This is a genomic window from Otariodibacter oris (genome assembly GCF_009684715.1).
In the GTDB taxonomy this organism is placed as follows: Bacteria; Pseudomonadota; Gammaproteobacteria; order Enterobacterales; family Pasteurellaceae; genus Otariodibacter; species Otariodibacter oris.
This window is the reverse complement of the sequence record NZ_CP016604.1, coordinates 701,242-716,258: the sequence shown is the minus strand read 5'-3', so window position 1 is coordinate 716,258 and position 15,017 is coordinate 701,242. Positions and strand designations below refer to the sequence as shown.

Below are 15,017 nucleotides of genomic sequence, written 5' to 3'. Positions count from 1 at the left end.
TTTAAAAAAGGAGTACAATTCAATAAATTTATTGATTATTGAGGGATAGCAATGCAATTAGACTCCATTCGTTTAACCCAATACAGCCACGGAGCAGGATGTGGCTGTAAAATCTCACCAAAAACACTAGAACAAATCCTCCATACAGAACAAGCCAAATTTATCGATCCGCATTTGTTAGTCGGTAATGAAACCAAAGATGATGCTGCTGTTTACGATATTGGTAATGGCGTAGGTATTATCAGTACCACTGATTTCTTTATGCCAATTGTGGATGATCCATTTGATTTCGGACGAATTGCAGCAACAAATGCAATTAGTGATATTTTTGCGATGGGTGGTAAGCCGATTATGGCAATTGCGATTTTAGGCTTTCCGATTAATGTACTTCCACCCGAAGTGGCACAAAAGATTGTGGATGGTGGACGTTTTGCTTGTCAGCAAGCCGGTATTGCCCTAGCTGGCGGACATTCTATTGATTCGCCTGAACCAATTTTTGGTCTAGCGGTAACGGGGATTATTTCCACTGATCAAGTGAAGAAAAATGCCTCTGCCCAAGCAGATTGTGAACTTTTCCTCACTAAACCATTGGGAATTGGTGTACTCACTACCGCAGAAAAACAGGGTAAATTAAAACCTGAACATAAGAACCTTGCCCGTGATGTAATGTGTCAAATGAATTTGATTGGTGCAGAATTTGCCAAATTACCCGAAATAACCGCAATGACGGACGTAACAGGCTTTGGCTTATTAGGGCATTTAAGTGAAATTTGCCAAGGTTCAAATCTTCGAGCAGAAGTTTATGTTGAGCAAGTTAAAACATTGGATGGTGTTAAAGATTATATTGCACAAGGGGCAGTTCCAGGTGGCACACAACGTAATTTTGATAGCTATGGGCATTTAATTTCGCCAATGAGTGATGAACAAAAGGCTATTCTTTGTGATCCTCAAACTTCAGGCGGTTTACTCATTGCAGTGAAACCACAAGCGGTCAGTTCCGTGCAACAAATTGCAAAAACAATGAATGTTGATCTCTATCCTGTAGGCAAATTACTCGCTCAAGACAATAGCAGGGCGTTAATTGAGGTAAAATAAATGGCTGAACAATTTGATATTGCGATTGTAGGTGGAGCGATTACTGGCTCTGTATTGTCCCTTGCATTAAGCTCGGCTACATCACACAAAATACGAATTGCGATTATTGAAAAATCTATTCCTAATTTTGCAGAGCAAGGTGGTTTTGATGCTCGCTCTATTGCACTCGCTTATGGTAGCTTGCAAAAGTTAGCGAAGATCCAATCGCTTGTTGGGCAGAATTTAGTAGACCTGATTGCACAAATTTCAACGCCTATCCATAAAATTCATGTCTCAGACCAAGGGCATTTTGGTAAAACGCATATTAAGGCCGAAGAATTACATTTACCACAATTAGGAACAGTTGTTGAATTAGCGAAGCTCGGTGAAAAGTTGAATAACATCATCGCTCAACATCAAAATATTACTTTATTTTGCCCTAATACTGTCGAAAAAGTAGAACGTTCAAATACACACTGTACGCTGACTTTAGCTAATCAAGAAGTCATTGAGTGTAAACTGGTAGTTGCGGCTGATGGTATTCAATCTCAAATTGCTCAAAAGTGTGGTGTCGAAACAGTATTAGTCAAAGAGTACAATCAATCTGCCATTATTGCTAATGTTGAACTTAGCGAATCACATCAAAATCAAGCTTTCGAGCGATTTACTACACAAGGCCCTTTTGCGTTATTGCCACTCACTGAAAAAACAATGTCGCTAGTCTGGTGTATGAATGATACCACTGAAGTAATGGATTATTCAGATGATGAATTTTTACAAGCAATACAACAGCAATTTGGTTGGAAACTAGGTAAATTTTCACGTGTAAGCAAGCGGTTCGTTTACCCACTTTCTTTACGAAAAAGCCAATCACATATTCATCACCGTTTAGCGATTGTAGGTAATGCTTCACAATTCCTTCACCCTGTTGCTGGACAAGGTTTTAATTTAGGTATGCGAGATCTATTTGAATTAGCTACGTTGGTAGGTACAGCTTTCAATCAACAGCAAGATATTGGTGATCAGGCACTATTAAGTACCTTCAATGAAAATCGTCAAGCTGATCAAGAAAGAATTATGCGATCTACAAGCGGTCTGATTTCGATCTTTTGTTGCGAGTTTTTACCTGTACAAGTTATTAGGAACTTAGGTTTATTAGCATTAAATCCCTTAACATTCGCTCGCCATAAAGTCGCACATAGAGCACTGGGATGGTAAACAAAAAGCTAGCCTATAAAATAGGCTAGCTTTTTTTATTATTTTCGTTATCTTTTTAAAAATTAGAGCATTCCTAATCCAAAAATTAAAGCTAAAATGATCCCCTGAACTTCTTCATCAGAAACTGGAGTACCGTTCAATATCATTCTGCCCTGATCTATTTCAGCATTCATTTTAACGCTATTTCCATCCATCATGAAATAATGACTGTTATTAACTTGATATAGCAAATTATCAATGGCACTTTGTGCTTGATCTTCTACCTCACTTTCAGGTACACCATCTAATATCATTAATTGTGATATTAATTCTTTAGTAGAATTAATATCAATATTTATATTCAATTTAGACTCAACTAATAAATTAAACAAATCTGATAAATCTATATTCTGTAACTCATCAATGTCCCAATCTTTTAAATTCATAATCAAGGCAATATTATTTTTACCAGAATTATTTTCAAGAGAAAACTCATCAATATGTAGCTGTGGATTTTTTGTAAATAATTTAATAGCCGCATTGGTCGCTTCTTCTGAAACTATCTTATCAGGTTGAGCAAAATAAGACATATACTCTTCTATTGAAAGAGCATCAAGTTGCAAACTACCATCAATTTTTAAATGCCCAAGTTTTTGATCCTTTCCATCTTGCGCAATAATAAGATCAGTTTCAATCTGATTTTTATCATCATATCTATCACCATTCAATTCTGTAATAGTGCTTACTTGTAATTTATTTAATTTAATAATATTGTCATCTTGTGGCTCATTTTGCATGGTGAAAGAATCTATTTTTAGCAAACTATCTCCAGTTGTTAAAAAATTATATCCTTCGTTATACTTAAAATTGATAGCGTAACTTAAATTCTGCATCTCAAGAAACCCTTTATCCTCATCATCTACCTTTAATGAAGGAAGCTGAAAAGATAAATCTGTTTTACCTGATTTATCAGCAGTAAAATCAATATTCATTTCTGATACTTCTCCTTCTGCATCAGACAATGAGAAAGGTTGAGAAGAAACAGAACCAGAAATGGTACCATCATAACTGATGGTACTTGTGCCGGATAATAATTCATCCTTAGAAAAATATTGACTTAATTGTACTGGTACAGAAATATGACTTTCTGTACTAGCCATTGCAGGTATTAAATTACCACTTAATAGCCTATTTATTGGAAATGGACCATGATTTAATTTATCCTGACCTTTAAAGATATAAGTTTCATCAGCTAATTTAGCCTCAATGGTATATGTTGCATCAGAGCTAAAAAAGTGACGGGTTAAATTAACCCCTTTAATTTCAGCTTGAATACCATAAAACTCTAATTTTTTTAATGTTACATTACCGTGATTAACCCATTCTTGATAATGTTCTTCAACTTGCTTACCTGAATACCAACTACCACCGGTCGCAGCAACACCTAATACAACTATTGTAGAAATTGCAATAGTAGATATTTTCATTTTGTCATCCTCTTTGTTGTGTGTAATATATTTAATTTAGCTCAGCTTGTTGAAGAAGCCAATCACATGGGGTAAAACGATCACCATATAAAGCAGCATGTCTTCTAAGTTGTTTTACGATTTCTTTTGCACCAATCTCTTCGATATAAGCATAGATCCCTCCTCTAAAATCAGGGAAATCGACACCTAGTACAGATGCTACATTCCCTTCTTCTTTTGAGGTAATTACATTATCTTGTAAGCACCAACACGCCTCATTAATCATTCTGAGAATACAACGACGCGCAATATCTTGCGATTCCATGTTATTTCGCATGATCGTTTCCATTACATAATAGATACTTTTATCCTCTTGAGTACGATTCCCTTTGGTATCATACAAGTAAAAACCTCGTTTGTTTTTACGTCCTTTTCGATCATTCGTAATTAATAACTGGATACCTTCAGGTAAAATAAAACGATTACCTAATTTATTGACCATTGCTGCATTTGATTTAACAATAACGTCCAATCCCATATCATCAATCATTGCAAGGGGGCCTGTTCTAAAACCAAACTCTTCGAGTGACTGATCTATAAACTCAATGCCTTCACCATCAACTAAACATTCTATTGCTTCAAGTAAAAAAGGAGTCAAAATTCGGTTAATAAAAAAACCTTCTTGATCAGCAACCACTAGCGGTAATTTACCTTGTTTTAAGGCAAAATAAATCGCTTTAGAAATCGTTTTCTCACTCGTTTTCGCATGAGGAATAATTTCGATCATCTTGCGTTTAGTCACTGGACTAAAATAGTGGAAACCCACTATATTTTCTGGGCGTTTTGCCACAGAAGCGATTTCATGAATTGAGAATGTGGAAGTATTACTAGCAAATATAGTATCTTCATTATAATAACTTTCACTTTCCTCAACCATTTCCTGCTTTAACGATAAATTTTCATAAACGGCTTCTACAATAAAATCAGTATCTTTTACCGCCATCAGTCTATCTCCACCTGTGATTAAATTCATTCTCTGAATCATTTCTCCGTGTGAAAGCATTTTGCGGTCAACTTCTTTTTTCATTAATTCATAACTATTCTGTAAGGCTTTTTGAATTTCAGTTGGATGGATATCCTTAATTCTCACAGGTAACTTTGCATTATTTGCCGTTAAATAAGCAATACCAGCCCCCATATATCCGCTTCCAAGAATACTTACTTGTTTGACGCTAGATCCCTTAGCTCTAGCTTGATAACGATAACGCATTAATTGTTCTGATTTTTTCAAATTAATTAATACTTGAGATTGCTCCGTAGAAAATAACTCAACAAATGCTTGCTGTTCTAAAGCTAACCCTGCTTTAAAATGAGGCTCTTTAAGTACAGACAAAATCTTTGGCATTGCAGGATAATTATCAAACGCTCTATTCCATAAACGATTTTCAACAAAATTAAGGTAATATTCTCTAAACAATGAGTTTCCTAACAAATTCTTTTTCCATTTTCTTATGCGAGTAAGCGGATTTTTGAAATCCACTTTGGTAATCTCATTATTTAAGAGTAATTGATAGGCGATTTCGAAAGCATTACTTGATGGAATAAGACGATCCACTAATCCTAATTGTAACGCTTTTTCTGCGTTAATTTTACTACCAGAGAGTAATAATGTAGCAGAATTAGCCAAGCCAATTAAACGAGGTAAACGTTGTGTTCCTCCGGCAAAAGGCAAAATACCCGATCTCACTTGAGGCATTGCAAATTGCGTGTATTGTTCTTCACTCGCAATGCGATAATCACAAGCTAAAGCAAGCTCTAATCCTAGTCCAAAACAGGCTCCATCAATCACTGCGACAACTGGCATTTTTAATGTATTAATTTCACGCATTACAGCTTGTGCATCTTGTGTTAATGCCAACAATTGTGCTTCTGTTGTATCTTGTAATTTACTTAAACTATACCCCTGAATAAAGCATTTCGGTTTGGTTGATCTAAATATAACCCCTTTAGCTTGTTGATAAATGATAGCACCTATTACATCGCGCAAATCTGATACAAAATTTTCTGAGAACCAATTATCTCGTTCATTTGGTACATGAATACTTACTACGGCAATTTGGTTATGATCGATCTCGACATTGAAAGGGGAAACTTTTTGTACTTCTTCTTGCATATTTTCTTCCTTATTCACTTTCAAGCACCATCGCCGCACCTAACCCACCTAATCCACTTGAGGCAATAAGAGACATACCGCCCCCTTTTCGTTTTAACGCATTTAATGATTGAATCAAAATACGTAAACTTGTTGCCGCACGAGGATTACCAAATGCAATTGAACCGCCTAAATGATTTAATTTATCTTGATCGATTTCACCAAGACAAGCGGTTCGATTAAGTTGATTTTTTGCAAATTCATTGGATTCAAATAAACGAAGATTAACGAGCATTTGACTGGCTGAAGTTTCGTGAATATCAATATAATCCATATCTTTTAAACTAACTCTTGCTCTATCAAGTGCTTGACTACTTGCTACTGTCGCCCCCATAAACATATTGTGCCAAATATCATTACCAATAATTGAATAACTACGAATATAACCAAGGGGCTTTAAGCCTAATTCTTTTACTTGATTCTCTCTCATCAACATCACAGCAGCAGCCCCATCAACAGGTCTAGGCATATTCGCTTCAGTCACCGTTGCATAAGATTTTCCTAAAATAGTCGAAAATTTATCATAATATTTCATTTTATTAGCTGAAGGAATTATCGTATCAGATATAACTGCATCAGTGTACGGCAGGGGAAATGAAGGCATAACCTCCCCTTTTAAAACCCCTATTTTCCAAGCATTTACTGCTTTTTCATGTGAATATCGTGCAAACTCATCTTGTTCAGCCCTACTTAAATGATATTCCTGAGCCATTTGTTCTGAAATTTCAGCAACAGACATTTGGGTCATATAATCTTTTAAATTCACACCATGAGGTTTTAAATCTCTCCACGAAAATTCTCGAAAAAGCGCAAATTTTTTTTCAATTGTTGACGCTTTAAAAATGGCTTTTAATTTATGAACAACTCTTGGGCTAATACTAAAAGGCGCATTTGAAATTGAATCTGTTCCGCCAGCAATACCCGCAGAAATTGTTCCACTGATAATACTGCCTGCAATATTTGCCACTGCCTGTAAACCCGATAAACATGAACTACTTAACGTATAAGACTGCAAATACGGCATATTTAATGCTAAAGCTATCTCCCTAGCAGGATTTGGAATATCAGGTTGCTGAATTACCTGACCAAATACAAGTTGTTCAATATGGTGACGTTCAATTTCAACATGACTTAATAATTCGTTTGTTACCATTGTGCCGAGATCGGTTGCATAAGATGATTTAAATGCACCATCCCTTTGCACAAAAGGAGTTCTTAGCCCTGAAACAATCGCAATTCGTTCTCCTTGGGCATTAAAAAGATTTTGTGTCGCCATACTGGCTCCTTTTACATCTGTTCATCTTTATTCAAATTTTCCTCATTCTAACATGTTGATTTAAAATTCGAGGAGATAAACCAATAAAAGCGGTCAGATTTTTTTATTTTTTTGTAAAAAGTTTTAGAATGTAACGACTTTTAAATACAAACGGAGAAAATATGACGTATGTTGTCGGATTAACAGGAGGAATTGGCAGTGGGAAAAGCACTATTGCTGATCTATTTATGGAATTAGGTGTACCTGTTATTGATGCGGATGTGGTTGCCCGCCAAGTTGTCGAAAAAGGCTCTCCATTACTGGCTGAAATCGTAAATCATTTTGGCGATCAAATCTTAACAGATTCTCAAGAATTAGATCGTAGGGCACTTCGTCAAATTGTCTTTGCTAATGAAAATGAAAGACAATGGCTGAATAATTTATTACATCCCGCTATTCGTACCGAAATGGATAAGCAACTAGAAAATGCTGACTACCCTTATGTCATGTGGGTCGTACCATTGTTAATCGAAAACAAATTAACTTCTTCCTGTGATCGCGTATTAGTGATCGATGTGCTACCTGAAATTCAACTAGAACGAGCAAGTAAAAGAGATCAAAGTAAAGTAGAAACAATCAAGCAGATTATGGCTTCACAAGTGGACAGAACAACTCGATTAAATTATGCTGATGACATTATTGAAAACAATCAAGATTTAGTAAAAGGTATTGAAGGAATTAAGCAAAAAGTACTTCAATTACATCAACATTACTTACAATTCGCCAAACAGAAAGGAAATAATGCATAATGACAATCGTAAATTGCCCGACCTGTAATAAAGAAGTGGTTTGGTCTCCAGAAAGTAAATTTAGACCCTTTTGCAGTAAACGCTGCCGCCTAATTGATCTCGGCGAGTGGGCTGATGAGAAAAAATATATCGCAGGAACAAGTGAAGGATTTCATCTCGCTGAAGATGAAATAGATTGCTAACCTTCACTTATTATTAGGTAAAAAGATTTGAATTTATCTACAACAGATGTCTGATTTAAGTTTACGAATTAAATCTGTATTTGCGGGAGGGAACTGACCTTCTTCTAGTGAAGATTGCTCAATCCAAAATCCCTCTTGCCCTTCTCTACCGAAAGGCTCACCCGCCCATTCTTCAACTAAATAAAAGAAAAACTCGATAATTTTATTTGGGTAATCAAAAGAGAAATGTTCATAAGGAAAAGCACTTAAAGTCACAATCCCAACTTCCTCTTCTAATTCTCTTTTCAGTGCTTCCTCTGGAGTTTCATCTGCTTCAACTTTACCACCAGGAAACTCCAAAGATTGAGCAAAATCTTGCCCTTCTAGCCTTTGTGTTAAATAAATTTGTCCAAACTCATTGCGAATGATACCTGCTGCAACACGCACGATAGGTTTTGAATTATGCTCTTCCATTATTTTTTGTTTTTTTACCCTTTTAGTTAAAGTTATACAAAAATAGACAGTGTATACACTATCAAATTATTATAAAAAAACCAAATCTCTATAAAAAAATTCACACTATAAAAAACGGTAAGATTTGCCTTTTATTCAGCTCATCTTACCGCTTATTACTTATCTAAACACTCTACTTACTAAGCGTATTTTGCTTTATTTCCATGGCAATGTTTATATTTTTTACCCGATCCGCAAGGACAAAGCTCATTTCGACCAATTTTGAGGTTAGCTAACTCTTCATCAGTTAAAGCCTTTTCTGACTCCTCCGCGCCCTCTTCTTCATAATGGGTCGCTTCTTCCTCTGCATTCTCTATACGTTCTTTCTCAGCCTGTTCAACTTCTTCTGGGTTTCGTACTTGAATGCGACTTAGAATACTGATGACATTTGCTTTTAACAGATCCAACATATTGGTGAACATTTCGAAAGATTCTTTCTTATATTCTTGTTTCGGATCTTTTTGTGCATAGCCACGTAAATGAATCCCTTTACGTAGATAATCCATTGCAGATAAATGCTCTTTCCATAGTTCATCTAAATTCTGTAGCATCACACCTTTTTCAAAGTTACGCATGATTTCAGAACCGACTAACGCTTCTTTTTCTTCATACTGTTGTTTTGCGATCTCAACAATACGCTCACGAATAATCTCTTCATGAATATCTGGCTCATCATCTAACCATTGTGCAATAGGAAGATCCATTGAGAACTCTTTTTTCAAGCGATTTTCAAGCCCTTCAATATCCCACATTTCCTCGATAGATTGAGGTGGGATATATTGATCGATCACCGCATTGAAGACATCCACTCGAATCGTATCAATCATTGGTGAGATATCATCAGTTTCTAATAAATGATTACGTTGTTCGTAAATGGCTTTACGTTGTTCGTTCGCCACATCATCATATTGTAAAAGTTGTTTACGTCCATCAAAGTTATGTGCTTCCACTTTTGCTTGAGCTGAGGCAATCACTTTTGTCAGTAATTTAGACTCCATCGCTTCGCCTTCTTCGGTAAAGGCTTTACGCATCATATTCAACTTACCTTCGTTAAGGTAAATTCGCATCAATGCATCATCCAAAGAGAGATAGAAACGTGATGAACCAGGGTCACCTTGACGACCTGAACGGCCACGTAACTGGTTATCAATACGGCGAGATTCATGTCGTTCTGTACCAATAATATGCAAACCACCCGCTTTCATCACGATATCGTGACGTTCTTCCCACGCTTTTTTGATTGCTTCAATTTGTTCTTCCGTTGGATTCTCTAATTTCGCTACTTCAGCTTTCCAGTTACCACCTAATACAATGTCGGTACCACGACCCGCCATGTTAGTCGCAATGGTTACAGCCCCTGGATAACCTGCATCTGCCACAATTTCTGCCTCATGAGCATGGAATTTAGCATTCAATACTTTATGCGGAATGCCTGCCTTCGTTAAAGCATCTGAAAGCGCTTCCGATTTTTCAATTGAAATCGTACCGACTAACACAGGTTGTTGGCGAGCGATACAATCTTGAATATCTTTGATAACCGCTTGGAATTTTTCTGGTTCGCTTTTGAACATTAAATCTGTTCTATCGTCACGAATCATTGGACGATTGGTTGGAATCACAACAGTATCTAAACCATAAATTTGTTGGAACTCAAAAGCTTCTGTATCCGCTGTCCCTGTCATCCCCGCTAATTTTTCATACAAACGGAAATAATTTTGATAGGTAATTGAAGCAACAGTTTGGTTCTCACCTTGAATATGTACTTTTTCTTTTGCTTCGATTGCTTGGTGTAAACCATCTGACCAACGACGACCTGCCATTGTACGACCTGTGTGTTCGTCGATAATCACAATTTCTCCATCTTTAACAATATAATCGACATTTACTTCAAATAATTTATGCGCTCTTAATGCAGCATAAACGTGGTGTAATAAGCCGATTCTAGCAGGGGAATAAAGACTCTCATTTTCAGACATTAATCCCATTTTTGTTAAAAGATCTTCAACTTTAACCATACCACGCTCGGTTAAATGAGCCTGTTTGTTTTTAAGATCTAAAGTAAAGTCGCCATCCCCTGTGTATTCTTCAGAATCTTCCTTATCTTGCATAATAAGGTGTGGGATTACTTGGTCAATGGCTTGATAAACTTGAGTTGCATCTTCTGCAGGACCCGAAATAATCAATGGTGTACGTGCTTCATCAATTAAGATTGAATCCACTTCATCGACTAATGCATAGTGTAATGGACGTTGAAAACGATCTTCTTTAGTATGTGCCAAATTATCACGCAAATAATCAAAGCCTAACTCACTGTTGGTTGCGTAAGTAATATCTGCTGCATAAGCTGCACGCTTTTCATCGGGCTGTAACCCAGGCACATTAACCGCAACAGTTAAACCTAAGAATTCAAATAATGGGCGATTAGTCTCCGCATCACGACGTGCTAAGTAATCATTCACAGTCACAACATGAACACCTTTCCCTGTTAAGGCATTAAGATAACAAGGTAAAGTTGCAGTTAAGGTTTTCCCTTCCCCTGTACGCATTTCTGCAATATTACGATTAGTTAAAACCATCCCACCAATCATCTGCACATCAAAGTGGCGCATATGCATGACACGTTTACTTGCTTCTCTCACGACTGCAAAAGCTTCGTGTAATAAACTATCTAATGAAGCGCCATCCGCCAAACGTTGTTTAAATTCAGCTGTTTTGGCTTTTAATTCATCATCGGTTAATTTTTCAAATTCAGGTTCTAGTTTGTTGATTTGTACCACACGTTTGTTCAAACGGCGTAATGTACGGTCGTTACTACTTCCGAAAATAGAAGTCATTAATTTTGTTATCATAAAATCCTTTCCAATTTAGTTTTATTCATCAAAAAAATTCAAAGACATAGATTTGAACACCTATATCTAGATCTAACTGTACTTAAATACAATTAATCATTAAATTAACTAAAAAAAGGACCTGCTCGAATTGGGGGGATTTCACTGATAATAGAGCGGTAAGATCCTACAAAAAATTTGCGAAAACTAACCGGTTGTCGTACATTGTCAGTGATAGGAATAGTGTTATTTAATAAATGAATATGTTGATGATCAACATTTTTTGTAGAAGCGTGTTCACTTAATGCCTCTGCAATAATTTGTTGATTGATTTCAGCATTGGTTGCATTTTCTCGTAAAATCGCTTGGGTTTCAGGCAAGACCAGAATCGCCACAATACCTAAAAGTAATTGCGACCAAAATGGTGAGCGATGTAATTGACGAAAAAATCCCATGAAAATACAACTATTCTATTTAAAAATATTGGGTTGATTATACGATACTTTTTGTAGAATATCTCAATAATTAAGACATTCTATCTAAAAATTAGCCGAGGATACGATAAAAAGATGAAAACTCAACCAGTTAAAAATATCATAGAAGTCTTAGAAAATTCGAGCTTATCAAAAATTGTACAAAAAACTAATAAAATTAATACGCTGAATGAACAACTTAAATATCAGCTGCCCGAACAATTTAAACCTCTGTTTAGGGTAACCAATATCCATCATGATGCGGTGACTATCGATGTAAAAAATGCTTCTGTTCGTCAGGGTTTCTTGCTACAACGTGCTTTTTTGCTTAAACTGGTGCAAGCAGAATTTCCTCACATCACGCAATTAGAGTTGAGAGTTAATCCTGATTTTAAACCTATCTAGAATTTTATTCCTATCAAGAGGACATTATCTATGAACATGAAAACAATAGCGGTACTCAGCATTACAGCATTATTAAGTGCCTGTTCGTTGCTACCGAAAAAAGATGTTTCAGGAACTTATCAAGGAACATTGCCTTGTGCTGACTGTGAAAAAATTGCAGCGAATATCGTATTAAATAATGACAAAACTTATGAATACAATGCTGTATTCTTCAAAAATACAGAAAAATATCCATTCATTGAAACAGGGACTTATGAGTGGGATTCTCAAAAAAATGATATCATTAAGTTAAGTAACTCTCAAAATTTGACATTACATGTTACAGATAATTATATTGAGTTATATGATGCGGAAGGTAATCCACCAGGAAGTGGCATAAATTATAGACTTGAAAAAATCAAGTCATCAAAAATTAATTAGTATTAAACTAAATGCCCTCATAAAAGGCTATATCTGCCAATATAGCCTTTTTTCTAAAAAATAACTTAGCTCTATTAAGGGTTCTAATCGTTATACAACGCCATATACAGCTTATTTTCAAATTGCGTTAGCGGATTTCTATTCGCACTTTTTTCGGGGTCTGGCGAGGTTACATATCCATTGACTAATTGAGCAAAGACAATGCGTTCGCCTCGTTTATTTTTCATTACCCCCGCTAAATTATAGACTCCTTTTAATGATCCTGTTTTAGCGATCATATTTTTATCTAAAGGGGATTTCGCTACGGATTCACGATTTGACATTGTGCCGTCGACACCTGCGATCGGTAAGGTATCAAGCAGATGCAATTTTTGATCATTTTTTGCAATATATTCCAATGCACTTAATAAAGATTCTGCACTGATTTGGTTATGGCGAGATAATCCAGAACCATCGGCCAAGGTACTATTTTTTAATGCTACTTTAGCTTGGTTCGTCAGTACATTATGTACCTCTTGGCTTGCCAATGGGAAAGAGGCTGGTCTATGGGATTGCTGATTAGCGATAGTTCGAAATAAGGTGTCTGCAATTTGATTATCCGATGTTTTCATCATCGTTTTTAACAATTCAGATAAAGGTGCTGAATAATGTACGGCTAACTGTTTGCCTTGTTGTGGTCTGTTGGCCACCTGTGCTTGTCCAGAAAACTGAATACCTGCTTTAGCTAAATCAGCTCTCAACATATTGACGCCATAACCCGTCGGATCTTGGATCGCAAAATGTAAGCTAAATGGCTTACTTTGTCTTGCTAAACAGCCTTTCACATAGTAGCGATTATTCTCGCCCATCTCTGCATCTAACTGGCAATAACTTGCATCATTCTTATCTGCAACATAAGCATAGCTGATCACTTGCACTGGCAATGAATTTGGTACACTTACTTTGATTGGCTTACCAACCGATTGATTTGCATCTAAGTTTGCATAAAAACAATTGTTATCAATATTTACTGCCGCCGCAGGCGCACTAAAACAAATGCTTAAATCATTCCAAACCCAGCCCGGTGCTTTATCATGACTAGCGAAAACGGACGTATCTAAAATTAAGTTACCTTGAATCTTGTTTATCCCTTGTTGTTTTAACTGTGTAACAAGTTGATTTAATTGCTGACTTTTTAACGTTGGATCTCCTGTGAAACGAGCAATAAGATCGCCATTTAATACGCCATTTTTTACTGTACCACGACTGAGTAAAGCAGTTTCAAAACGAAAACTGTCGGGTAAAGTGAGGCGACTAGCCAATGCAGTAAAGATTTTTTGTGTACTCGCAGGGAGCATAAAGGTCTGACTTTGATACTCTGCCACAATTTGTTGTGTATCTATATTTTTTGCAATAAATCCTATTGAGGTACCTTCAGGTAAGATAGGTAATAAGCTATCGACATTAACCTTTGCATAACTCAGCGTTGAGAGACTAAGAGCAAACCCTATATATAATGGACGTAATTTGTATAAAGATGAAATCATAATGGTAGTTGATATTTTCTGAAAGAAAATGAATAATACGGCTTTAATAATCGTTCGTAAATACACAACTATTGATTTTTTGCTAAAACTTTGCTCTTCTTTTGCATAGTTTTGCAACCATTTACTAACACACATTGCAAGGAAATAAAAATAATGCAACAAATTCCAATGACTGTTCGTGGTGCAGAATTACTTCGAGAAGAACTCGATTTTCTAAAAAATGTTCGTCGTCCAGAAATTATTAAGGCTATTGCAGAAGCACGTGAGCATGGTGATTTAAAAGAAAATGCGGAATACCATGCCGCACGTGAACAACAAGGTTTCTGTGAGGGCCGAATTCAAGAAATTGAAGGTAAACTAGGAAATGCTCAGATAATTGACGTCACAAAAATCCCAAACACCGGTAAAGTGATCTTTGGTACAACGGTCACTCTAATTAATACAGATACAGATGAGGAAGTTACTTACCGTATTGTTGGCGATGATGAGGCGGATATCAAAGAAGGTCGTATTTCTGTGAATTCACCTATTGCACGTGGATTAATCGGAAAAGAAATTGATGATACCGTTAATATCAAGACCCCTGGTGGTAACGTAGAATTTGATATTATTGAAGTTCAATATATCTAGTCGCTCTTTGCAATTCGTTTCTATCTGTACCTGAAAAATTAGACTCCC

Annotated in this window: 14 protein-coding genes; 7 read left to right on the top strand and 7 right to left on the bottom strand. The window is 36.2% G+C overall.

Translation table 11 applies throughout. From position 1 onward, the window contains the following. The first annotated feature begins 51 nt into the window (after window positions 1-51). Together selD and ubiH are read left to right on the top strand one after the other, a co-directional pair. Complete coding sequence (gene selD / locus A6A10_RS03285; protein WP_121122016.1) at window positions 52-1,095, top strand: selenide, water dikinase SelD; 1,044 nt, start codon at window positions 52-54, stop codon at window positions 1,093-1,095. Next, window positions 1,096-2,292 (top strand): 2-octaprenyl-6-methoxyphenyl hydroxylase, encoded by a 1,197-nt coding sequence (gene ubiH / locus A6A10_RS03280; protein WP_121122018.1) that lies wholly within the window; start codon window positions 1,096-1,098, stop codon window positions 2,290-2,292. Window positions 2,293-2,354: 62 nt separating this feature from the next. Here the strand turns inward: ubiH and A6A10_RS03275 are convergent, their stop codons facing one another. Genes A6A10_RS03275 through A6A10_RS03265 form a run of 3 tightly spaced genes read right to left on the bottom strand, consistent with a single transcriptional unit; the run spans window position 2,355 to window position 7,225 of the window. Beyond that, window positions 2,355-3,758, bottom strand: coding sequence for a YdgA family protein (locus A6A10_RS03275; RefSeq protein WP_121122020.1), 1,404 nt, complete (start codon window positions 3,756-3,758; stop codon window positions 2,355-2,357). Between the two features lie 31 nt (window positions 3,759-3,789). After that, window positions 3,790-5,910, bottom strand: coding sequence for a 3-hydroxyacyl-CoA dehydrogenase NAD-binding domain-containing protein (locus tag A6A10_RS03270; RefSeq protein WP_121122022.1), 2,121 nt, complete (start codon window positions 5,908-5,910; stop codon window positions 3,790-3,792). A gap of 10 nt (window positions 5,911-5,920) precedes the next feature. Further along, window positions 5,921-7,225, bottom strand: coding sequence for an acetyl-CoA C-acyltransferase (locus A6A10_RS03265; RefSeq protein WP_121122024.1), 1,305 nt, complete (start codon window positions 7,223-7,225; stop codon window positions 5,921-5,923). Window positions 7,226-7,386: 161 nt separating this feature from the next. Between A6A10_RS03265 and coaE the strand changes: the two genes are divergently transcribed. Both coaE and yacG read left to right on the top strand, forming a co-directional pair. Then, window positions 7,387-8,013 carry a dephospho-CoA kinase gene (gene coaE / locus A6A10_RS03260; protein WP_121122026.1) on the top strand — a complete coding sequence of 209 codons (627 nt, stop codon included), beginning with the start codon at window positions 7,387-7,389 and terminating at the stop codon, window positions 8,011-8,013. After that, entirely contained in the window at window positions 8,013-8,195 is a 183-nt protein-coding gene (gene yacG / locus A6A10_RS03255) for a DNA gyrase inhibitor YacG (protein WP_121122028.1), read from the top strand. The genes coaE and yacG overlap by 1 nt, the downstream gene beginning before the upstream one ends. Before the next feature lie 33 nt (window positions 8,196-8,228). Here yacG and mutT read toward each other — a convergent pair whose 3' ends face one another. From mutT to secM, 3 genes are all read right to left on the bottom strand, one after another. After that, window positions 8,229-8,648 (bottom strand): 8-oxo-dGTP diphosphatase MutT, encoded by a 420-nt coding sequence (gene mutT, locus A6A10_RS03250; protein ID WP_121122030.1) that lies wholly within the window; start codon window positions 8,646-8,648, stop codon window positions 8,229-8,231. 179 nt (window positions 8,649-8,827) lie between these two features. Next, the gene (secA, locus tag A6A10_RS03245; RefSeq protein ID WP_121122032.1) at window positions 8,828-11,536 is read right to left on the bottom strand and encodes a preprotein translocase subunit SecA; all 2,709 of its coding nucleotides are present in this window, start codon (window positions 11,534-11,536) and stop codon (window positions 8,828-8,830) included. 104 nt (window positions 11,537-11,640) lie between these two features. Beyond that, window positions 11,641-11,970, bottom strand: coding sequence for a secA translation cis-regulator SecM (secM, locus tag A6A10_RS03240; protein ID WP_121122034.1), 330 nt, complete (start codon window positions 11,968-11,970; stop codon window positions 11,641-11,643). A 114-nt stretch (window positions 11,971-12,084) separates the two neighbouring features. Between secM and A6A10_RS03235 the strand changes: the two genes are divergently transcribed. Both A6A10_RS03235 and A6A10_RS03230 read left to right on the top strand, forming a co-directional pair. After that, complete coding sequence (locus A6A10_RS03235; RefSeq protein ID WP_121122036.1) at window positions 12,085-12,393, top strand: DciA family protein; 309 nt, start codon at window positions 12,085-12,087, stop codon at window positions 12,391-12,393. A gap of 30 nt (window positions 12,394-12,423) precedes the next feature. Continuing rightward, window positions 12,424-12,813, top strand: a complete 390-nt coding sequence (locus A6A10_RS03230; RefSeq protein ID WP_229583616.1) for a copper resistance protein NlpE — start codon at window positions 12,424-12,426, stop codon at window positions 12,811-12,813. 83 nt (window positions 12,814-12,896) lie between these two features. On the opposite strand, the gene dacB is transcribed toward A6A10_RS03230, so the two are convergent. Further along, complete coding sequence (gene dacB, locus A6A10_RS03225) at window positions 12,897-14,339, bottom strand: serine-type D-Ala-D-Ala carboxypeptidase (RefSeq protein WP_121122300.1); 1,443 nt, start codon at window positions 14,337-14,339, stop codon at window positions 12,897-12,899. 153 nt (window positions 14,340-14,492) lie between these two features. Here dacB and greA point away from each other — a divergent pair, with 153 nt between their 5' ends. Next, on the top strand, window positions 14,493-14,969 hold the full coding sequence (gene greA / locus A6A10_RS03220) for a transcription elongation factor GreA (RefSeq protein WP_121122038.1): 477 nt from the start codon (window positions 14,493-14,495) through the stop codon (window positions 14,967-14,969). The last annotated feature ends 48 nt before the right edge of the window (window positions 14,970-15,017 follow it).

Excerpts from the sequence above, each read along its gene's own strand:
- selD (WP_121122016.1), top strand. The coding sequence starts at position 52 with ATGCAATTAGACTCCATTCGTTTAACCCAATACAGCCACGGAGCAGGA.
- ubiH (WP_121122018.1), top strand. The coding sequence starts at position 1,096 with ATGGCTGAACAATTTGATATTGCGATTGTAGGTGGAGCGATTACTGGC.
- A6A10_RS03275 (WP_121122020.1), bottom strand. The coding sequence starts at position 3,758 with ATGAAAATATCTACTATTGCAATTTCTACAATAGTTGTATTAGGTGTT.
- A6A10_RS03270 (WP_121122022.1), bottom strand. The coding sequence starts at position 5,910 with ATGCAAGAAGAAGTACAAAAAGTTTCCCCTTTCAATGTCGAGATCGAT.
- A6A10_RS03265 (WP_121122024.1), bottom strand. The coding sequence starts at position 7,225 with ATGGCGACACAAAATCTTTTTAATGCCCAAGGAGAACGAATTGCGATT.
- coaE (WP_121122026.1), top strand. The coding sequence starts at position 7,387 with ATGACGTATGTTGTCGGATTAACAGGAGGAATTGGCAGTGGGAAAAGC.
- yacG (WP_121122028.1), top strand. The coding sequence starts at position 8,013 with ATGACAATCGTAAATTGCCCGACCTGTAATAAAGAAGTGGTTTGGTCT.
- mutT (WP_121122030.1), bottom strand. The coding sequence starts at position 8,648 with ATGGAAGAGCATAATTCAAAACCTATCGTGCGTGTTGCAGCAGGTATC.
- secA (WP_121122032.1), bottom strand. The coding sequence starts at position 11,536 with ATGATAACAAAATTAATGACTTCTATTTTCGGAAGTAGTAACGACCGT.
- secM (WP_121122034.1), bottom strand. The coding sequence starts at position 11,970 with ATGGGATTTTTTCGTCAATTACATCGCTCACCATTTTGGTCGCAATTA.
- A6A10_RS03235 (WP_121122036.1), top strand. The coding sequence starts at position 12,085 with ATGAAAACTCAACCAGTTAAAAATATCATAGAAGTCTTAGAAAATTCG.
- A6A10_RS03230 (WP_229583616.1), top strand. The coding sequence starts at position 12,424 with ATGAACATGAAAACAATAGCGGTACTCAGCATTACAGCATTATTAAGT.
- dacB (WP_121122300.1), bottom strand. The coding sequence starts at position 14,339 with ATGATTTCATCTTTATACAAATTACGTCCATTATATATAGGGTTTGCT.
- greA (WP_121122038.1), top strand. The coding sequence starts at position 14,493 with ATGCAACAAATTCCAATGACTGTTCGTGGTGCAGAATTACTTCGAGAA.